Below are 17,882 nucleotides of genomic sequence, written 5' to 3' on the forward strand. Positions count from 1 at the left end.
CGGTAGCGGCAGGTCGGATGCCGCGTGGGGTTAGCGTGAGCCTCATGACAGCCACGTTCACCGAGGTCACCCGCGCGGCCTGCGCGCCGGAGGAGCTCTTCACCCTCTCGCTGTCGATCGACGTGCATCTCGCGTCGATGGCACGCTCCGGTGAGCGCGCTGTCGCCGGGGTCACGAGCGGGACCATAGGGCTGGGAGAGACGGTCACCTGGCGGGCGCGGCACTTCGGTGTCGTGTGGACGATGACGTCCCGGATCACCGCGCTCGAGCACCCGCGTCGGTTCGTCGACGAGCAGGTGCGGGGGCCGTTCCGATCGTTCCGCCACGAGCACCGCTTCGAGCGCGACGGGGACGTCACCGTGATGACGGATGTCGTGACGCTGCGCTCGCCGCTGTTCGGCCCGATCGTCGAACCCCTCGTGCTGCGCCCGTATCTGCAGCGGCTCATCCGCGCCCGGAACGCCGTCCTCGTCGCCGCGCTGTCCGGGCCGCGGCCGGATCCGACTCCCTGAGAGCTGTTCATGCCCGTCCAGCGGGGATTTCGGGGCCGCGCGCGATAGCGTGGGAAGGCGCACTCCGTCGGCGCACGGCGACTGTCTGAGTTCGTCGCTCGCGCCGCCGGCCCCCGGATCGGTCCGCTCACGCGGCCGGTCCACCGAAAGGAACCCATGAGCACTGGCAGTGAACCGGCACGCGCGTACGCGCACGTCTCCGGCGGAACCGCACGGTTCACGACGGTCGACGGAGCCGAAGAGACCCTCGAAGCCGCCGACGTCGACGCTGTCCGTCGCCTCCTCATCGACCGGGTGCGAGCGGATGCCGTCGCTTCCGGTGCGCCCATCGAGCTCGTCACGAGCGGCGACCGCGGCGAGCACCACCTGCTCGTAGACCCGACGGGCGACATCGACGTCGAGGTCGACGACCGCACCGTGACGCGTGCCGAACTGCGACAGCAGGCCTGGTGGACCACGGAGCCGGAGGGCGAGGCTGAACCTGAACCCGAGGTCGAACCCGAGGTCGAGCCGGAATCCGCGGCCGAGCCCGCCCTCGTCGCCGAGGTGCCCGCGTTCTTCCCGCCGGCCCGCTCCGACGCCGCCGCGATCTCCGAGGCGCCCGCCGCGTACGACGACGGCGACGACGACGACCTGGACGACGACGTCGTCGACACCCCCGCGGAGTGGGTCCCCGCCCGCGTGGCCGAGATCCCCGCCGCAGCACCGGCCGCCCCCATCGAGGCCGACGCCGCCGACATCGGCACCGACCCGGTCGACGTCGCGCGCGCGTCGTTCGAGTCGGACGAGCAGCCCGCGCTGGATGCGCCGCCGACGACCGACGCCGCTCCCGCCGCCGACACGCCCTTCGAGGCATCCGCTTCCCAGGGTCCGCGTCCGTCGTTCATCGAACCTGCCGGCGAACACCCCGCCACCGTCTCCGGGTGGCGCTCGTTCTTCGTGCGCCTCGGCATCCCGATCCGCCCGTCGAAGGCCGAGCTCGAGCGCGCCGAGCGCGAGCGGGCCGTCTCCCGCCAGTGGGCCGGATGCCGCGCCATCGCGGTCGCCAACGGCAAGGGCGGCGTCGGCAAGACGATGACCACCGCTGTGCTGTCCGCGGTTTTCGCACGCCACGGCGGCGGCAACGTCCTCGCGTGGGACAACAACGACACCCGTGGGACGCTCGGCTGGCGCACCGAGCAGGGCGACTACGACACGACGATCCGCGACCTGCTGCCCGAAGCGGCGAGACTGCTCGAAGCGACGGCATCCGTCTCTGACATCGCCCGCTTCGTCCATCACCAGTCCGTCGACCGTTACGACGTGCTCCGCTCCAACCCCGAGCTGCTCGCAGCGGACCAGCGCATCACGACGGCGGACTTCGATCTGCTCGCTCAGGTCGCGGCCCGTTACTACCGCATGGTGATCTTCGACTCCGGCAACGACGAGTCGGCCGATCGCTGGTTGCGGATGATCGACTCCGCCCACCAGCTCGTCGTCCCGACGCTCGCCGCTCCCGAGTCGGCGGAGTCTGCCGCGCTCCTTCTCGACGCCCTCCGCAAGCGCGACGAGCACTCCCGTCGCCTCGCCGACGGAGCGGTCGTCGTGGTCGGGCAGTCCGAGCGGGCCGGGATCAGCGCGGCGCAGCGCATCGCGGCGGGCTTCGAGGGCCACGTCCGTGCGGTCGAGATCATCCCCTTCGACGACTCCCTGAAGGCGGGCCGCATCCGCTACGACGCGCTGCAGCCCCGAACGAAGGACGCGTGGATGCGCGCCGCGGCCGCGGTGGCTCAAGGCCTGTAGGTCTCGTGTGCGCATCGCCACGGGGGTGATGTTCGTCCTTGCCGTGCTGGCCGGACTGATCCTCGTCGGCGGCCTCTTCCTCGACACCCGGGAGAGCGCTGACGCGCGGTGCTGGGTGGACGACCACCCGGCGGGTGTCGCGGTGTCCGAAACGGCTCTTCTCTCCGCGGAGGCGACGCTGTGGCCCGTGGGCCGCCAGTGCACCTGGGCGGCGGCGTCCGGCGGCGACGCCATCGTCACGCAGACGGGGTGGCCGAGGACGATCGGCTTCGTCGCCGTGACGGTGGTCTCGGCGGGCCTCGCGGTCGTCGGCGCGATACGGCGGCGCGCCGGCGCTGTCGCGCCGATGCTCGTCTGCGTCTTCGCTCTCGGAGCCGCCGCCTTCTGGACGAACTGATCAGGCGCGGACCGCTCGAGTGGGACGGCGCTGGAGGTCACCGCCGCAGTTCGGGCACGCGGCATCCGTGAACCCGACGACACAGGACGCGCACCACGTGCACTCGTACGAGCAGATGAAGGCCTCGGCGGCCGCGGGCAGGGCGCGGTCGCACGATTCGCAGGCGGGTCGCATCTCGAGCATCCTCCGACGATACGAGTGCCGGTATCGCCGCCGAAGGCGAACGGATGCCGGAGGTCGAAGGAATCCTGCCGATCCGAGGCGCCGGGCATGCGGGAGGATGGGCGAATGACCGCTCCCGATCACGACACGCGGCTGATCGAGGTCGCCGCGCGGCTCAGTGTCGCCCCGGCCGGTGTTTTCGTCGCGCAGCGGACCGCCGCCGCGAAGGATGCCGAGGATCGAGACCTCGCCGCGGCCATCCGTGGCCTGCGGAAGCCCGTCCTCGCCGCGTGGGTGGTCAACCTCCTCGCCGCCGAAGACCCGCAGGCGCTGGCGCCCGCCGTCGAGCTCGCCGAGGCGTTCCGCGACGCCGCGGATGCCGGTGACGCACGCGCGCTCGCGGAGCTCACGGCGCGGCGCCGCGGCATCCTGCACGACCTCGTCGACCGTGCCCTCACCCTCGCGGCCGACAACGGCGTGGACGTCGGTGCCACCGCCCGCGCCGCGGTCGAGCAGACCCTGGACGCAGCGCTGCGGGATCCGGATGCCGCGGCCGCCGTCGCGAGCGCGCGCTTGCTGCGTCCCATCGAGGCGACCGGCATGGACCGGCCCGATCTGACCGACGCGGTGTCGGGTCCGTTCGATGCGGGCTCTGCTGAGCCGGACGGAGGGGACGATCTCGCCGACCGACGCGCCGCCCGCGAGGCCGCTCGAGCAGCGGCAGAGGCCCGCCGCCACGCCGAGACCACGGAGAAGCAGCTCGCCCGCGCGGAGGATCGGCTGGCGGCCGCCCGGGCGCGGGTCGCGTCGCTCGAAGAGCGCCTCGCCGAGATCGACCGCGAGCGTGCCCGGACAGCGAACGATCTCGACGCCGTTCAGGAAGAGGCAGTCCAGCTCACCGAGGCACGCACTGCCGCGCGCGATGCTGCACGCCGGGCGAAGAAGGCCGCTGAGGCGGCGTCCACATGATCAGCTGCGCGAGCGGTGCTGATCGAGCGCGGCGGTCGCGGTCGACCAGACCAGGGTCTGCACGACCTCTTCGGCTCGGTCGTAGCGAGAACCGGACAGCACGACGTACACGGCACCGACGACGTCGATGAATCCGGCCACTTGGCCGCCGATCCGCACTTCGTAGCGAGCGTCGCCGATCAGATCCCACTGGATCCGCGAGGCCCGGGTCGCGGCATCCGCCGGTCGACGGGCCGGTAGCGCGCGCAGCGTTTCAGGATCCACATACATCTTCCGCACCTCGTCCCTCGCACCCGGCCGACACTTGTCCCAGGTGACCACCATCGCCCGGGCTCCGGTCGGTGCAGAGGGGATTGACGGGATGCCGCGAGGTCGCTACGCGAGGACGGGGGAGTCGGCTGCCGTCTGACGCACGGCATCCGTCACCGTGTCGAGAAGCTCGGACGACAGGTTCCACCGCTGCCAGTACAGCGGGACCTCGATCGTGTCGTCGGCGAGGACGACGAGGGATCCGTCGGCGATCCCCGCCTCGAACTGGCCGGGGAGCAGCATCCCCCAGCCGAGTCCCAGGACGATCGCCTGCGCGAACTCGGCCGACGCGCTGATGACGTGGCGTGGCGGCTCCCGCCGTGCGCCGTGGCGATGTGCGAAGGAACTCTGCAGGGTGTCGTGGCGGTCGAAGTCGACCCGGGGAGCGCTCTCGAGCGCCGCGCGGTCGAGCCCCCGCGGGAACCATCGTTCGGCGAAGTCTTGCGTCGCGACGGCGGTGTACCGCATCCGTCCGAGCGGGGAGGCGACGCACCCGGCCACGGGCTCCCGCTGCGACGTCACGGCGGCCATGACGGTACCGGCGGCCAACAGCTGCGCGGTCCGTTCCTGGTCCTCGCGGTGCAGTTCGAACGTGACCGGCCTCACCGTGGTGGCGGCGGCGAGGGCCGGCAGGAACCAGGTGATCAGCGAGTCCGCATTGACGGCGAGCGACACGAGAGGAGCGTCGGTGTCGTCGCCGAGCGCCCGCCGCGCGTCGTGCTCGAGAAGGTCGAGCTGGCGCGCCAAGCGCACCAGTGGCTCGCCCGCCTCGGTGGCGGCGATCGGCTTGGTCCGGCGCAGCACCGGCCGGCCGACGCGCTGCTCGATGACACGGATGCGCTGACTCACGGCGCTCGGCGTGATGCCGAGGCGTGCCGCCGCGCGGTCGAGCGTGCCCGCATCGATGGCCGCGACGAGGGTGCGCAGGTGCTCGAACGGGATGTCCACGCCCGCCACTCTACTGAAGGAATTCTTCAGATCCTGAAGAATCTTTCGCTGTACTGCACACTCACGGATCCCTAACGTGGACGACGTGTCTCCTGATCTCGCCGCCTTCCTGTCCGCCCTGGGCCTCTGTCTGGGTCTGATCGTCTCGATCGGGGCGCAGAACGCGATCGTCCTCCGCCAGGGGCTGCGCCGCGAACATGTGGGCATCGTCGTCCTGGTCTGCGTCGTCAGCGACGCGATCCTCCAGACGCTCGGCGTCGCAGGAGTCGCGACCCTCGTGACCGCTCACCCGTGGCTCGAGACACTGGCCCGGTGGGCGGGAGCCGTCTTCATCGCGGGCTTCGCGATCGTCAGCGCGCGTCGCGCCTGGCGCGGCGGGGGCAGCCTCGACGCCGCCCCCGACGACCAGGCAACGGATGCCGCGGCGGCTGGCGGCACCGTCCTGACCCGGCCGCGCACGGCCACCCGGACGGCGACGCTCCTGACGATCCTCGCCGTGACCTGGCTGAACCCGCACGCGCTCGTCGAGACCACCGTCGTCCTGGGATCCGTCGCGGCGACGCACGGCGATGCGCGCTGGTTCTTCCTCGCCGGCGGCATCACCGCCAGCACGCTGTGGTTCGTCCTCTTCGGCTACGGTGCGCGCTACTTGGCGCCGCTGCTGCGCACCGAACGAGCGTGGCGGATCCTCGACGGCGGGATCGCCGTGATCATGCTCGTCATCGCCGTGACCCTCGTCCTCGGGTGAGGTCAGGGGAGCGGAGGAGCGTCAGTGCGCGGCGTCGTACGCGTCGAGCACCTGCGCGGGAACACGGCCGCGCTCCGACACCTGGTAGCCGTTCTTCGCGGCCCACTCGCGGATCGGCGCGTAATCGCGCTGGCCGGAGCGCTTCTGCACGCGGCCGCCGCCGGACGAGCCGGCCGGGCGACCGGCGGACGTGCGGTTCGACACGCGCCGGGCAGCGTCGATGTACGGTGCCAGCGTCTCGCGGAGCGCGTTCGCGTTGTCGTGGGTGAGGTCGATCTCGTAGGCGGTGCCGTCGACGGAGAAGAGGACGGTCTCGCCGTCGCCGACTTCGAGGACGGTGCCGTCCAGGTCGTCGACGAGCTGATGCACGATTTTGCGGGCCATGCGCTGAGCATAGTGGCGCCGGTGGCGGCTACGGCAGCAAGCCGGCCCGGCGCGCCTTGGCGACGGCCGCGTGGCGGGTCGAGGCATCCAGCTTCGCCATCGCCGCCTGCAGGTACGACTTGACCGTCCCCTCCCGCAGCGACAGTGAGGCGGCGATCTCGGCGTTGGTGGCGCCGAGGGCGCAGCAGGCGAGCACGTCGAGCTCGCGAGGCGAAAGGGCGACGTCGAGCGGAGCGTCGGCCGCGGCGGGCCGGGCGATTCCGGCGAGTCGTCGCTCGACGGCGGCGATCCGCTCGCGCAGGTCGGGATCGCCGACGGATGCCGCGATGCTCCGCAGCTCCGCGTAGCTTTCGCGGAGGTCCTCCTGCGCGGCTGCCGGGAGAGCCGGCTCGGCGGGGAGGAGGGCTGCCACGCGGCGGTCGACCTCGTCGCGCACGCGGAGTTCGGTCGCCAGCATGTCGGCGGCGCGGAAGGCGGGGCGACTGACGAGGTCGCCGACCGGCCCCGGGGTCCACGAACCGCAGTAGACGATGCCGCGCGGACGGCCTGTCACCACGACGGGGACGGCGAGGAGAGTGGAGATGCCCTCGCCGAGGATCGCGCGGTCGTAGTCGTGCGTGATGGTGCGAGCGGTGCGGTAGTCGAGCGCCAGGCGCGGACGCTTCTCGAGCATCGCCGCTCCGCCGAGGCCCCGGCCCGCTTCGACGACGAGACCCTCGATGCTGCGCGTGCGGGTCCCGGCGATTGCGGTGACATGGACGGCGCCGCCGCGCTCGAGTCCGCCGAAGACGACGGGAAACCGGGTCTGACGAGCCAGATCCGACACGGCTCGGGAGACGAGCCGCGTGTCCGCGTCGCTCTCTACCGACGATCCCACGCGTACCTACTTCCGGGGGTGACGGCACCTCTGCCGCCTTCGTACGGTCGAACCTACCACGCGGCTGATTCCCAGGAACGGCCCGTGAGAGCACTGTCGCTCACCCCATGAGGCAAGGAGGCCACATGTCGTCCCAGTCCCCCCACGGAGGCGTGGAAGGGAGTGCCATCGACTACGTCGCGGTCGAAGGATCGCCGCGTTTCGTCGAACTGAAGAAGAAGCATCGCAGCGTCGTCTTCCCGCTCGCCCTGCTCTTCCTCGTCTGGTACTTCGTCTACGTCCTGCTCTCGTCCTTCGCGCCCGACTTCATGGCGCAGGAGGTCTTCGGCCACATCACCATCGGCCTGCTCCTGGGCCTCGGCCAGTTCGTCACGACGTTCGCGATCACGATGGGCTACGTCGCCTTCGCGAACCGCACGCTCGACCCGATCTCGTCCGAGATCCGCTCCGACCTCGAGCGTCAGGAGGCGCGATGACCTCCGTCCTGCTCGCTGCCGCACCCGCCACCGCTGCGGAGAACAACCCCGTCCTCAACATCTCGATCTTCGGCGCGTTCGTCGCGGTGACGCTGTTCATCGTCATCCGGGCGAGCCGCAACAACAAGACGGCGGCCGACTACTACGCCGCCGGTCGCTCGTTCACCGGCCCTCAGAACGGTTTCGCCATCGCCGGTGACTACCTGTCGGCGGCATCCTTCCTCGGCATCGTCGGCGCCATCGCGATCAACGGCTACGACGGCTTCCTCTACTCCATCGGCTTCCTCGTGGCGTGGCTTGTCGCGCTGCTGCTGGTCGCCGAGCTCATGCGCAACACCGGAAAGTTCACGATGGCCGACGTGCTGTCGTTCCGTCTGAAGCAGCGCCCCGTGCGCCTCGCGGCCGCGATCACGACGCTCGCGGTCTGCTTCTTCTACCTGCTGGCTCAGATGGCCGGTGCCGGTGGACTCGTATCGCTCCTCCTCGGCATCACCGAGCAGATCGGGCAGTCGATCGTCGTCGCCGTCGTCGGCGTCCTGATGATCGTCTACGTCCTCATCGGCGGCATGAAGGGCACGACCTGGGTGCAGATCGTCAAGGCGTTCCTGCTCATCGGCGGCGCCATCGTCATGACGATCTGGGTGCTCGCGATCAACGGGTTCAGCCTCGACACGCTCCTCGAGTCGGCCGTCCAGAAGTCGACCACCGACCCGCAGGAGGCGATCCTCGGTCCGGGCCTGCAGTACGGCGCGAACCCGTGGGACTTCATCTCCCTCGCGATTGCCCTGGTGCTCGGCACCGCGGGCCTGCCGCACGTCCTGATGCGCTTCTACACGGTGCCGACCGCCAAGGAGGCTCGTCGCTCCGTCGTTTGGGCGATCTGGCTGATCGGACTCTTCTACCTGCTGACCCTCGTCCTCGGCTACGGCGCCGGCGCGATCGTCGGGTCGGAGACGATCAAGGCGGCGCCCGGTGGCGTCAACTCCGCGGCCCCGCTGCTCGCGGCGGCTCTGGGCGGACCGGTCCTGCTCGGATTCATCTCTGCGGTCGCCTTCGCGACGATCCTCGCGGTCGTGGCCGGACTGACGATCACGGCGGCGGCATCCTTCGCCCACGACATCTACGCGAACGTCGTGAAGAAGGGGAACGTCCCGCCGGACGGCGAGGTCAAGGTCGCCCGTCGCACGGTCATCGTGATCGGTGTGCTCGCGATCCTCGGCGGCATCGGCGTCCAGGGGCAGAACGTCGCGTTCCTCGTAGCACTGGCCTTCGCGGTCGCCGCCTCGGCGAACCTCCCGACGATCCTGTACTCCCTGTTCTGGCGCAAGTTCACCACCCGCGGCGCGGTGTGGAGCATGTACGGCGGTCTCGCCACCGCGATCGTGCTCATCGTCCTGTCGCCCGTGTTCTGGGGGACCGAGACGAGCGTGTTCAAGAACGTCGGCACGGCGATCTGGCCGCTCAACAACCCGGGCATCATCTCGATCCCGGTGGGCTTCCTCCTCGGCTGGCTGGGATCGGTGACCTCGCGCAAGGCGGAGGACGCCACCAAGGCCGCCGAGATGGAAGTCCGCTCGCTGACCGGATACGGCGCCGAGAAGGCGGTCGATCACTAACCGAGCGGATGCCGCGACGAGGCGGGCAGGGACGGCCTACACGTCCCTGCCCGCCTCCGTCATGCGCGGCCCGTCCCCAAGGCGACCCGCTCCTCGAGATCGAGGAGGAACCGCTTGTGCTCGGGCCGACCCCCGTACTCGCCGATCGACCCGTCGCTGCGGATCACCCGATGTGCGGGAAGCACGATCGACCACGGGGTGCGGGCGCACGCGGTCCCCACCGCGCGATGCGCCCGCGGCGCCCCGGCCGAGATCGCCACCTCGGCGTAGGACGCCGTTTCGCCGTACGGCACCTCGGCGATCGCCTCGAGCGCGCGTCGGGTGAAGCCCGCAGTGAGTCCCCAATCCAGCGGAACGGTGAACTCCCGACGCTCGCCCGCGAAGTACTCGTCGAGTTCGGCCGCGGCGGCGGCGGACGGACCGTCCTCCTCGGTGGGCACGGCATGCAGCAGCAAGCTGAGCCGGGCCACCTCGGCGTAGGCCGGGCCGTCCAGGACGGACAGCGCGGCGAGGCCCTCGCCGGTCGTCACCAGGAGGGCCTCGCCGATCGGTGTCGGGTGCACCGAGTAGGTTGCGTTCGTCATGCCCTCATCATGGCGCGGGGTCACCCGACGCACGTCGGGGGAGCGGCCGGGTGGGGAGGAGCGGCATCCCGGACCGGATGTGGAGGAAACGGGGCACAGACGGCAGCTGATCCGCGAAACTCGGCCGTCGATCCCGCTTTCCCAGCGCGACGCGCCTAGTGTTTCTCGTGTGTGGCGAGCAGAGAGCGGTGCTGTGCGCGGCGAGACGGCCGAGCAGATGCCCTCGGTGACCCCGGCGGACGTGACGCTGTCCGACCCGGAGGTGCTGGTCATGCACGCGGCGGTGCCCGAGCGGAAGCGTCTGCGCGAAGAAGCGGCGCAGCTCGGGGGTGCGTCGACGCTGCTGCACTACCGCGACGACGGCGATGCCGGCATCGATATCACCAAGGCGCACCCGGGCAGCCTGCCCCAGTTCATCACGGGGCGGCCGACGCTCCTGTCCAACATGTTCCGCGACGAGGTCGCCCTGCGCACCGCGCGGTTGGCCGCCGAACGCATCACCTCGAAGGACGTCGAGCTGCGCACCGCGCGCGGGCTCGACACCGTGCACCTGGCCATCGGCATGGCATCGTGGCGCATCGGCAGCACGAGCTGCATGGCCCCCGTGCTGCTGCGCCCCCTGACGATCCGCCGGCACCACACCGATTTCGACCTGCGCCTCCACGGCTTGTTCCGCGTCAACCCCGAACTCGTCACCGCCGCGCGCCTCCATTTCGGTGTCGACCTCGACGGCGACGCACTGGCGGCCCTCGCTTACGACGGCGGGGTGTTCCAGCCGCAGCCGGTCATCGATCGCCTCCGCGCCCTCACGGCGCAGGTCCCCACCTTCACGGTTCAGCCGCGACTGATCGTCTCGACCTTCGCCGACGTCGCCTCCGACATGGAACGGGATGCCGTCGACCTCGACCATCCCGTCCTCAACGCACTCGCCGGCCACCCCGCCGACCGCGAGCGCCTGTCGTTCGTCCGGCCGCAGCCCGCGTCGATCGGTCTCGACGACCGCACGCCCGCCGCCGACCGGCTGCTCCTCGACGCGGATGCCGAGCAGGAGGCTGTCCTCGCTCGGATCACGGAGGGGCAGTCGCTCGCCGTCCACACGCTCCCCGGCACGGGCGGTACGCAGACGGTCATCAACGCCGTCGGCGAACTCGTCCGCTCGGGCAAGCGCGTCCTCGTCGTCAGCGCGCGCCGCTCGACCCTCGATGGGGTGCGGCACCGCCTGACCGGTATCGGACTGCAGGGTCTCGCCGTCTCACCCACGCGTCTTCACCGCGACCTCGTTCGCGCGATCGGTCGCAACGAGAAGGCCGAGCAGCCCAAGGTCGCCGAAGTCGACGACGCGCTCGTGCGCCTGCGCTCGGTCCTCCGCGACTACCGCGCCGCGCTGACGCAGCGTCACGCCTCGGTCGGCGTCTCGCCGCTCGAAGCACTCCGTGAACTGACGCGCATCGGCGAGCACGAGCCGCAGCCCTCCGCGACGACCCGTTTCGACCTCGCCACCGTCCAGCGGCTCGCCACCCGTCGCGTCGAGGCGGCCGAGGCTCTCGCGGCATCCGCTCGGCTCGGCGAGTTCCGCATCGGACCCGACGACTCACCCTGGTACGGGGTCGCGTTCTCGACCACGGACGAGGCGCGCGCCGCGCACGCCCTCGCCGGTCGACTGCACCGGACCGAGGTGCCCGGGCTCCTGGAGCGCGGGTACGAACTCATCGGGCAGACCCGGATGCGGCCGTTCACGACGATCGCCGAGATGGGCACGTACGTCCAGCTGCTGCAGGGCATCCGCGCGTCTCTCGACCGCTTCAGCCCCACGGTCTTCGAGCGGCCCCTCACCGACCTCATCGCCGCCCACTCGTCGCGTCGCGACTCGGCACAGATGACCCCCGCGAACCGGCGCCGGCTGCGTCGCCTGTCGAAGGAGTACGTGCGTCCCGGCATGCACGTCACCGACATGCACGAGGCGCTGATGCGGGTCCAGAATCAGCGTGCGCAGTGGCAGCAGCTCGTCGACGCGGGCGTGACGCCCGAGATCCCGATCGGGCTCGACGACGTCGCCTCCGCCTGGCAGCGCGTGAACGCCGATCTCGCCGACCTCGACCGCGCGCTCGGGCGGACGGAGGGGCTCGCGTCGCTGCCCGTCCCGCAGCTGCTCCGGACGCTCGCCGGGCTCGCCGCGGCATCCGACGTCTTCGACAACCTCGTCGAGCGTGCGGCACTGCGGAGCGAACTCGCCCAGCTGGGGCTCGAGCCGCTGCTCATGGAGCTCTCGACGCGTCACGTGCCCGAATCCGAGGTCGCGAGCGAGTTCGAGTACGCCTGGTGGCGCTCCGCCCTCGAGGCGATGCTGCGTTCGGACCGCGCCCTCCTCGGCGCGAACACGCAGGTGCTGGACAGACTCGAGCGCGACTTCCGTCTCGTCGACGAAGCCCACGCGTCGTCGTCCGGACCGCTCCTGTCGTCGGAGCTCGCCAAGCGCTGGCGCATCGCGATCGTCGACGAACCGCGCGAGGCCGCATCGCTGAAGGCGGCGCTACGCGGCGGGACCGCGTCGGCGGACGAGCTGGTCGCGGCGGCCCCGACCCTCATGCGGGTGCTCGCTCCGGTGTGGCTCGCCTCGCCGTACGAAGTGCCGCACGTGCCCGACCATCCCGACTTCGACGTCGTCATCATCGCGGATGCCGCGGCTCTCTGCCTCGCCGAGGCGACGCCCGCGCTGCGACGCGCACGCCAGATCGTCGTCTTCGGCGATCCGGTCACGCAGAAGCCGACTCCGTTCCGACTCTGGTCGGGTCGCGGCGAGGAGTTCGAGGCGCCCGAGGTGCCCTTCGACGACCGGAGCGTGTTCGACCGACTGAGCGAGCTCCTCCCCGTCGAGACACTCACCCGCAGCTACCGCGCGGGTGGAGAGGATCTCGCCGAGCTCGTCAACGACGCCTTCTACGGGGGAGCGATCAGCTCGCTGCCGTGGGCCGGTTCCTACCTCGGCCGCGGCAGCCTGAGCGTCGACTACGTCGAGGGCGGCACGGGCGCGCCGGATCCCGATACGGGAGCGGTGGAGAGTCCGGATGCCGAGGTCGCCCGCGTCGTGACCCTCGTCGTCGAACACGCGATCAACCGCCCCGCAGAGTCGCTCATGGTGGTCACCGCGTCGGCGCGCCACGCCGATCGCATCCGCGCGGCCGTCGCGAGCGCCTTCGCGGGACGCTCCGACGTCACGGACTTCGTGGGTCGCGAGACGGCCGAGCCGTTTGCCGTGCTCGGCCTCGAGGAGTCCGTCGCCGAGAGCCGCGACCGCGTCATCTTCTCGCTCGGCTTCGGGCTCACGAAGCACGGGCGCGTCCTCAGTGACTTCGGCGACCTGTCCACCCCCGACGGTGAGCGGCTGCTGACGGTCGGGATGACGCGCGCCCGCCGGTCCATGGTCATCGTCTCGTCGATCCGTCCCTCCGCATTCGACGAAGGACGCCTCACGCACGGCGCCGCGACGCTCATGTCGATCCTCGGGCGCATCGCCGCGCGCGGCCGCGACGCTCGCCTGGAGGACCTCGCCGACCCCCTCACGCTGACGCTCGCCCAGCACCTGCGAAGCCTCGGGGTCTCGGTCGACGTGCACTACCGCGGTGGTCAGCTGCCTCTCGTCGCCCAATACAAGGGCAAGGCCGTCGTGGCAGACCTCGACCCCGAGAGCACGCACGACAGCCTCCGCGAGACACTCCGTCGTCGTCCCCAGCTACTGCGTCGCCTCGGGTGGCACTACGTTCGCGTGCACGCCTTCGAGGTCTACAACGACCCCGCCGCCGTCGCTCTGCGCATCGCCGGTGTCATCGGCGTGCAGCCCGAGACGCCGTCGGCCCCCGGTTCCACCCAGCCGATCGATGTCGACTGAGCGTCAGCGCGTCGAGCGGGTCCCGGGCTCCCGGCGCGCGAAGTTGACGCCTGCGCCCGGGACGGACACGACCCCCGAGACGACGAACGGGCCGGACGCGGGGGAACCCCCGGCATCCGGCCCGAACGATGATCGCCTGCGGAACGACGTCCCGCCGCACTACTGACGCGTCAGATCGACGGCGACGGCGGCTCAACCGAACGACGGGTCGCCGGCGCGGGTGCACTGCCCTGCTGCTCGAGCAGGTCGCGGATCTGGATCAGCAGCTCGGCTTCCGTGGGGAGCTTCGCCGCCTCCTCGACAACGCCCGCCTTCGCGGCCTGGCGTTCCTTCCACTTGTTCATTGGGACGACGAACACGAGGTACACGACAAGCGCGACGGCGAAGAAGCTGATGACAGCAGTGAGCAGGCCGCCGAGAGGAAAGGTCACTTCATCGCCATGGAGACCGACGAAAGTCGGGCCGATCGCTCCCGTCTTCTCGTCGGGCTTGTAGACGAGGGCGATGAGCGGATTGATGATGCTGGTCACGATCGCCGTCACGAGCGCCGTGAAGGCACCGCCGATGACGACAGCGACTGCCAGGTCGATGACGTTGCCGCGCATGATGAAGTCTTTGAAGCCTTTGATCACGGCTACTCCTTCCGATGCCGGCTTGCGGCCGGGTGTTACGAACCCGCGGGGGCGGGCGAAGCGGACGCTCCGGATGATGTCGATGATGTCGAAGAAGACGAGCTCTCGCCAGAGGGCTTCGACCCGCTCGACGAACGCGAGTCCGTGCGGTAGAAGCCCGAGCCGTTGAAGGTGACGCCGATCGAGCCGTACTGCTTGCGGAGTGCGCCGCCGCACTCGGGGCATTCGGTGAGGGCGGCGTCGGAGAACGACTGGACGGCGTCGAAGCGGTGGCCGCACGAAGTGCAGGCATAGGCATAGGTGGGCATGAGACCTCGGTGGATCAGCGGGTGGGAAGGAGGATGGTGCGGGTCGGTGTGACGACACCCGAGACGGGCTGGTCGTGCACCTCGCGGGGGACGGAGTCGATGAGCTCCGAGTCGAAGATGACGGCGTAGACGGGCGGGCACTTCTCCATCGAGCCGATGGTCTTGTCGAAGTAGCCGCGTCCCCAGCCGAGCCGCATCCCGGTCGTGTCGACGGCGGCCGCGGGGATGACGAGCAGGTCGACGTCGTTGACGGCGACGGGGCTGAGGAGTTCGCCGACGGGTTCGGGGAGCCCGAACATGCCCTCGGCGGTGTCGCCCTCCTCTTCGGCGACGGCCCAGTCCAGCAGGCCGTCCGCTCGGGTGACGGGAAGGAGGACCCGGATGCCGCGCGCCACCGCCGCGGCGATGAACTCGCGCGTGCCCGGTTCGGTCGGGGTGGAGAGGAAGCAGGACATGGACCGGACGCCGTGCTCGGTCACGAGGGCGTCGAGCTGGGCCCGGATCCCGGCTGCGGCCTCCTCGAGCGAGGCGGCGGAGCGCTGCTGTCGGCGTTCGCGGAGCTCGGCGCGCAGCGCGCGCTTCTCGGTGTCCAACGGGCCGGTCATGGTCCGATTCTAAAGGGACACGCCCGCGCCCCGACGTGTCCTCCGCGAGACGTGCGGCATCTGTAGGGTGAGGGGCATGTCTGCTGAGCGCATCAAGGCCGTCATCCCCGCCGCCGGCCTGGGGACTCGCTTCCTGCCCGCCACGAAAGCCATGCCCAAGGAGATGCTGCCCGTCGTCGACAAGCCGGCGATCCAGTACGTGGTCGAAGAGGCCGTGTCGGCAGGGATCGACGATGTCCTGATCATTCTCGGGCGCAACAAGAACAACATCTCGAACCACTTCGACTCGGTCCCCGAGCTCGAGTCCAACCTCTCCAAGAAGGGCGACCACGAGAAGCTCAAGCGGGTGCAGGACTCGTCCGACATGGCAGACATCCACTTCGTCCGTCAGGGCGAGCCGAAGGGGCTCGGGCACGCAGTCCTCCGGGCACGCTCGCACGTCGGCGACAGCACTTTCGCCGTGCTCCTGGGTGACGACCTCATCGACGCGCGCGACGTCCTGCTCGAGAAGATGCTCGAGCAGAACAAGAAGACCGGCCTGACCGTGATCGCGCTGATGGAGGTCTCGCCCGACCAGATCCACATGTACGGCGCGGCAGCCGTCGAGGAAACCGGTGAGACCGACGTGGTCAAGGTCACGGGCCTCGTCGAGAAGCCGAAGAAGGAGGATGCTCCCTCCAACTACGCGATCATCGGCCGATACGTGCTGACGCCCGGCGTCTTCGACATCCTCGAGCGCACCGAGCCGGGCAAGGGCGGCGAGATCCAGCTGACCGATGCGCTGCAGGAGCTCGCCTCGACCGAGGGCGTCCTCGGCGTCGTCTTCCGCGGTCGGCGCTACGACACCGGTGACCGCGCCGATTACATCAAGGCCATCGTGCAGCTCGCCGTCGACCGCGACGACCTGGGGGCGGAGCTTCGCCCGTGGCTGAAGGACTTCGCCTCGGGCCTCTGAGCCCGGCGGGTCGCTGATGGGCATGGAGGGCCCGGTCGTGCGCGCGCACGGTCCGATCTCGATCCGGCTCGTGCGTCCCCGCGATGCGAAGCCGCTGCAGACCGAGCTCGAACAGAACAGGTCGTGGCTGCGGCAGTGGGAGGCGACGAGCCCCGACGGTCCGGTCTCGCTCGACATGCGATCCGGGGTGCGGCGACTGCTGCAGCAGTACCGTGACGGCTCGGGCGTGCCGTTCGTCATGGAGTACGACGGCGAGGTGACCGGTCAGCTGAACGTCTGGGGGATCGCTCGCGGTTCGCTGTCGTCGGCCACCATCGGCTACTGGGTCAGCGAGCGGTTCGCCGGCCGGGGGATCACCCCGACGTCGGTCGCCCTCGCCACCGATGTGTGTTTCGAGGATCTGCGCCTCCACCGCATGGAGATCTGCATCCGACCCGAGAACACGAAGAGCCTCCGCGTCGTCGAGAAGCTCGGTTTCCGGTACGAGGGACTGCGTCGTCGGTACATCCACATCGACGGCGACTGGCGCGACCACTACGCGTTCGCGCTCGTCCGTGAAGAGGTCCGCGAGGGCGTCCTGAACCGGTGGTTGGCCGGGCGGGCGCCGGCGGATGCGGCATCCATCCCGCCCTCGGACCGTTAACCCTCAACCAAAGGTTCAGACACGCCCAGCGGATGCCGGGCCGCACCGCTTCGGGAACATACGGTGAGCGACATGGGTGAGCAGGTGATGGGTGGCGGGGTGATCGTCCTCGTCGCTGTCCTCTTGTGGCTGTTGTACCTTCTGCCGTCGTGGCACAGCCGTCATCAATACCAGGCCGCGGAGCGGAACGCGGTCCGGCTCAACCAGGCGCTGCGCGTCCTCGCCGAGACCAGCGAGACCCCTGGTGAGGTCCGCCTCGAGCTGAACGCGCGCACCGCCCTCGCCCAGCAGAAGCTCGCACGCCGCGTGCAGGCGGAGAAGGAGAGCGTCGGCCTCGAAGCCGCGCGCGCCGAACTCGCTGCCGCGAAGGCGCAGGCCGCCATCGACCGCGAACTCGCCAAGGCCGAGCGGCGTCAGGCTGCCGCCGACGCCGCGGCCCGGCGCGAGAAGGCGCGAGCGGATGCCGCACTCGCCCGCGAGCGCGCGATCGCCGGGGCCGCCGCCGCCCGCGCCACTCCCGCCGTCCGCCGTGCACGGACGCGTCGCCGGGTGCGCCTCACCGCTTCCGTCGTCGGTGTGCTGGCTCTCGGCGTCACCGGTTTCGGTGGCTACCTCGGCGCCATCGGCGCCGGCTGGACTCTGCTCGTTGCGGGCGGAGCCGTCGCCCTCTTGAGCCTGCTCGTACTCGGCCGGATGAACACGGTCGCGAGACGCGCGGCATCCCGTTCCGTCGAGATCGAGGTCGTCCGCGAGGCGAGCGCACTCCAGGACGTCGTGCTCGAGTCGGACCGTGTCGAATGGACGCCGCGCACGCTGCCGCGTCCGCTCACCGCGTCGGCCGGGTCGCGCGCAGCGGCCGTGCTCGACGCCTCGGACGCCCGCGATGCGCTCCGCCAGGCGGCCGTCGAAGAGGCTCTTCGCGAGCGGGTGGCGCAGGCCGCGCCGCCGTCGATCGACACCGCCCGTCGCACCCGTGCCGCCGAGGTCGCCTTCGCCGGGCCGGCTGATGACGAGCGCATCGAAGCGCACGTGCGCGACCTCCTCGCACGCCGCGCATCGGGCCAGTAGGAGCCCGCCTCGCGTTCGAGC

At 70.6% G+C, this 17,882-nt stretch carries 20 protein-coding genes; 11 read left to right on the plus strand and 9 right to left on the minus strand.

Features of this window, described 5'->3' with window-relative positions:
• Positions 1 to 44: 44 nt before the first annotated feature.
• The 3 genes from MRBLMI1x_RS09275 to MRBLMI1x_RS09285 all read left to right on the plus strand — a co-directional run bounded on the left by MRBLMI1x_RS09275 (position 45) and on the right by MRBLMI1x_RS09285 (position 2,691).
• Complete coding sequence (locus MRBLMI1x_RS09275) at positions 45 to 512, plus strand: SRPBCC family protein (protein ID WP_363458395.1); 468 nt, start codon at positions 45 to 47, stop codon at positions 510 to 512.
• Positions 513 to 668: 156 nt separating this feature from the next.
• Complete coding sequence (locus MRBLMI1x_RS09280) at positions 669 to 2,294, plus strand: ParA family protein (RefSeq protein WP_363458397.1); 1,626 nt, start codon at positions 669 to 671, stop codon at positions 2,292 to 2,294.
• 28 nt (positions 2,295 to 2,322) lie between these two features.
• Entirely contained in the window at positions 2,323 to 2,691 is a 369-nt protein-coding gene (locus tag MRBLMI1x_RS09285) for a hypothetical protein (protein ID WP_363458399.1), read from the plus strand.
• Here MRBLMI1x_RS09285 and MRBLMI1x_RS09290 read toward each other — a convergent pair whose 3' ends face one another.
• Positions 2,692 to 2,874: a DUF1272 domain-containing protein gene (locus MRBLMI1x_RS09290; protein WP_018188492.1), complete on the minus strand. Its 183-nt coding sequence runs from the start codon at positions 2,872 to 2,874 to the stop codon at positions 2,692 to 2,694. It abuts the gene before it with no gap.
• A gap of 105 nt (positions 2,875 to 2,979) precedes the next feature.
• Between MRBLMI1x_RS09290 and MRBLMI1x_RS09295 the strand changes: the two genes are divergently transcribed.
• Complete coding sequence (locus tag MRBLMI1x_RS09295) at positions 2,980 to 3,822, plus strand: hypothetical protein (RefSeq protein WP_363458401.1); 843 nt, start codon at positions 2,980 to 2,982, stop codon at positions 3,820 to 3,822.
• Here MRBLMI1x_RS09295 and MRBLMI1x_RS09300 read toward each other — a convergent pair whose 3' ends face one another.
• The gene (locus MRBLMI1x_RS09300) at positions 3,823 to 4,092 is read right to left on the minus strand and encodes a hypothetical protein (protein WP_311857917.1); all 270 of its coding nucleotides are present in this window, start codon (positions 4,090 to 4,092) and stop codon (positions 3,823 to 3,825) included.
• Between the two features lie 105 nt (positions 4,093 to 4,197).
• Positions 4,198 to 5,088 (minus strand): LysR family transcriptional regulator ArgP, encoded by an 891-nt coding sequence (locus tag MRBLMI1x_RS09305; RefSeq protein WP_116229319.1) that lies wholly within the window; start codon positions 5,086 to 5,088, stop codon positions 4,198 to 4,200.
• A 67-nt stretch (positions 5,089 to 5,155) separates the two neighbouring features.
• On the opposite strand from MRBLMI1x_RS09305, the gene MRBLMI1x_RS09310 reads away from it, so the two are divergent.
• The gene (locus MRBLMI1x_RS09310) at positions 5,156 to 5,827 is read left to right on the plus strand and encodes a LysE/ArgO family amino acid transporter (protein ID WP_018188488.1); all 672 of its coding nucleotides are present in this window, start codon (positions 5,156 to 5,158) and stop codon (positions 5,825 to 5,827) included.
• A gap of 21 nt (positions 5,828 to 5,848) precedes the next feature.
• On the opposite strand, the gene MRBLMI1x_RS09315 is transcribed toward MRBLMI1x_RS09310, so the two are convergent.
• Entirely contained in the window at positions 5,849 to 6,211 is a 363-nt protein-coding gene (locus MRBLMI1x_RS09315) for a histone-like nucleoid-structuring protein Lsr2 (protein WP_018188487.1), read from the minus strand.
• 28 nt (positions 6,212 to 6,239) lie between these two features.
• Entirely contained in the window at positions 6,240 to 7,088 is an 849-nt protein-coding gene (locus MRBLMI1x_RS09320; protein ID WP_363458404.1) for a helix-turn-helix transcriptional regulator, read from the minus strand.
• Between the two features lie 125 nt (positions 7,089 to 7,213).
• Here MRBLMI1x_RS09320 and MRBLMI1x_RS09325 point away from each other — a divergent pair, with 125 nt between their 5' ends.
• The gene (locus tag MRBLMI1x_RS09325) at positions 7,214 to 7,564 is read left to right on the plus strand and encodes a DUF485 domain-containing protein (protein ID WP_176770663.1); all 351 of its coding nucleotides are present in this window, start codon (positions 7,214 to 7,216) and stop codon (positions 7,562 to 7,564) included.
• Positions 7,561 to 9,180 carry a solute symporter family protein gene (locus MRBLMI1x_RS09330; RefSeq protein WP_018188484.1) on the plus strand — a complete coding sequence of 540 codons (1,620 nt, stop codon included), beginning with the start codon at positions 7,561 to 7,563 and terminating at the stop codon, positions 9,178 to 9,180. Before MRBLMI1x_RS09325 ends, MRBLMI1x_RS09330 begins: the two co-directional genes overlap by 4 nt.
• A 59-nt stretch (positions 9,181 to 9,239) precedes the next feature.
• Here the strand turns inward: MRBLMI1x_RS09330 and MRBLMI1x_RS09335 are convergent, their stop codons facing one another.
• Positions 9,240 to 9,764, minus strand: coding sequence for a methylated-DNA--[protein]-cysteine S-methyltransferase (locus MRBLMI1x_RS09335; protein ID WP_363458406.1), 525 nt, complete (start codon positions 9,762 to 9,764; stop codon positions 9,240 to 9,242).
• 217 nt (positions 9,765 to 9,981) lie between these two features.
• Between MRBLMI1x_RS09335 and MRBLMI1x_RS09340 the strand changes: the two genes are divergently transcribed.
• On the plus strand, positions 9,982 to 13,650 hold the full coding sequence (locus MRBLMI1x_RS09340) for a DEAD/DEAH box helicase (protein WP_363459389.1): 3,669 nt from the start codon (positions 9,982 to 9,984) through the stop codon (positions 13,648 to 13,650).
• A 170-nt stretch (positions 13,651 to 13,820) separates the two neighbouring features.
• Here MRBLMI1x_RS09340 and mscL read toward each other — a convergent pair whose 3' ends face one another.
• The 3 genes from mscL to MRBLMI1x_RS09355 are packed head-to-tail and all read right to left on the minus strand — an operon-like array spanning position 13,821 to position 15,195.
• Positions 13,821 to 14,282 carry a large conductance mechanosensitive channel protein MscL gene (gene mscL / locus MRBLMI1x_RS09345; RefSeq protein WP_363458408.1) on the minus strand — a complete coding sequence of 154 codons (462 nt, stop codon included), beginning with the start codon at positions 14,280 to 14,282 and terminating at the stop codon, positions 13,821 to 13,823.
• A gap of 35 nt (positions 14,283 to 14,317) precedes the next feature.
• The gene (locus tag MRBLMI1x_RS09350) at positions 14,318 to 14,590 is read right to left on the minus strand and encodes an FmdB family zinc ribbon protein (protein ID WP_018188479.1); all 273 of its coding nucleotides are present in this window, start codon (positions 14,588 to 14,590) and stop codon (positions 14,318 to 14,320) included.
• Between the two features lie 14 nt (positions 14,591 to 14,604).
• Positions 14,605 to 15,195, minus strand: coding sequence for a 5-formyltetrahydrofolate cyclo-ligase (locus tag MRBLMI1x_RS09355; RefSeq protein ID WP_018188478.1), 591 nt, complete (start codon positions 15,193 to 15,195; stop codon positions 14,605 to 14,607).
• A gap of 76 nt (positions 15,196 to 15,271) precedes the next feature.
• Between MRBLMI1x_RS09355 and galU the strand changes: the two genes are divergently transcribed.
• From galU to MRBLMI1x_RS09370, 3 genes are all read left to right on the plus strand, one after another.
• Positions 15,272 to 16,150, plus strand: coding sequence for a UTP--glucose-1-phosphate uridylyltransferase GalU (galU, locus tag MRBLMI1x_RS09360; RefSeq protein ID WP_311857271.1), 879 nt, complete (start codon positions 15,272 to 15,274; stop codon positions 16,148 to 16,150).
• A gap of 22 nt (positions 16,151 to 16,172) precedes the next feature.
• Complete coding sequence (locus MRBLMI1x_RS09365) at positions 16,173 to 16,793, plus strand: GNAT family N-acetyltransferase (RefSeq protein WP_081630844.1); 621 nt, start codon at positions 16,173 to 16,175, stop codon at positions 16,791 to 16,793.
• Between the two features lie 72 nt (positions 16,794 to 16,865).
• The gene (locus tag MRBLMI1x_RS09370; RefSeq protein WP_363458411.1) at positions 16,866 to 17,861 is read left to right on the plus strand and encodes a large exoprotein; all 996 of its coding nucleotides are present in this window, start codon (positions 16,866 to 16,868) and stop codon (positions 17,859 to 17,861) included.
• Positions 17,862 to 17,882 lie beyond the last annotated feature (21 nt).

It is taken from the genome of Microbacterium sp. LMI1x-1-1.1 (assembly GCF_040676205.1).
GTDB lineage: Bacteria > Actinomycetota > Actinomycetes > Actinomycetales > Microbacteriaceae > Microbacterium > Microbacterium aquilitoris.

What these genes read in the sequence shown, in the direction of transcription:
- MRBLMI1x_RS09275 (WP_363458395.1), top strand. Translation starts at nt 45, where the DNA reads ATGACAGCCACGTTCACCGAGGTCACCCGCGCGGCCTGCGCGCCGGAG.
- MRBLMI1x_RS09280 (WP_363458397.1), top strand. Translation starts at nt 669, where the DNA reads ATGAGCACTGGCAGTGAACCGGCACGCGCGTACGCGCACGTCTCCGGC.
- MRBLMI1x_RS09285 (WP_363458399.1), top strand. Translation starts at nt 2,323, where the DNA reads ATGTTCGTCCTTGCCGTGCTGGCCGGACTGATCCTCGTCGGCGGCCTC.
- MRBLMI1x_RS09290 (WP_018188492.1), bottom strand. Translation starts at nt 2,874, where the DNA reads ATGCTCGAGATGCGACCCGCCTGCGAATCGTGCGACCGCGCCCTGCCC.
- MRBLMI1x_RS09295 (WP_363458401.1), top strand. Translation starts at nt 2,980, where the DNA reads ATGACCGCTCCCGATCACGACACGCGGCTGATCGAGGTCGCCGCGCGG.
- MRBLMI1x_RS09300 (WP_311857917.1), bottom strand. Translation starts at nt 4,092, where the DNA reads ATGTATGTGGATCCTGAAACGCTGCGCGCGCTACCGGCCCGTCGACCG.
- MRBLMI1x_RS09315 (WP_018188487.1), bottom strand. Translation starts at nt 6,211, where the DNA reads ATGGCCCGCAAAATCGTGCATCAGCTCGTCGACGACCTGGACGGCACC.
- MRBLMI1x_RS09325 (WP_176770663.1), top strand. Translation starts at nt 7,214, where the DNA reads ATGTCGTCCCAGTCCCCCCACGGAGGCGTGGAAGGGAGTGCCATCGAC.
- MRBLMI1x_RS09330 (WP_018188484.1), top strand. Translation starts at nt 7,561, where the DNA reads ATGACCTCCGTCCTGCTCGCTGCCGCACCCGCCACCGCTGCGGAGAAC.
- MRBLMI1x_RS09335 (WP_363458406.1), bottom strand. Translation starts at nt 9,764, where the DNA reads ATGACGAACGCAACCTACTCGGTGCACCCGACACCGATCGGCGAGGCC.
- MRBLMI1x_RS09340 (WP_363459389.1), top strand. Translation starts at nt 9,982, where the DNA reads ATGCCCTCGGTGACCCCGGCGGACGTGACGCTGTCCGACCCGGAGGTG.
- MRBLMI1x_RS09350 (WP_018188479.1), bottom strand. Translation starts at nt 14,590, where the DNA reads ATGCCCACCTATGCCTATGCCTGCACTTCGTGCGGCCACCGCTTCGAC.
- MRBLMI1x_RS09355 (WP_018188478.1), bottom strand. Translation starts at nt 15,195, where the DNA reads ATGACCGGCCCGTTGGACACCGAGAAGCGCGCGCTGCGCGCCGAGCTC.
- galU (WP_311857271.1), top strand. Translation starts at nt 15,272, where the DNA reads ATGTCTGCTGAGCGCATCAAGGCCGTCATCCCCGCCGCCGGCCTGGGG.
- MRBLMI1x_RS09365 (WP_081630844.1), top strand. Translation starts at nt 16,173, where the DNA reads ATGGAGGGCCCGGTCGTGCGCGCGCACGGTCCGATCTCGATCCGGCTC.
- MRBLMI1x_RS09370 (WP_363458411.1), top strand. Translation starts at nt 16,866, where the DNA reads ATGGGTGAGCAGGTGATGGGTGGCGGGGTGATCGTCCTCGTCGCTGTC.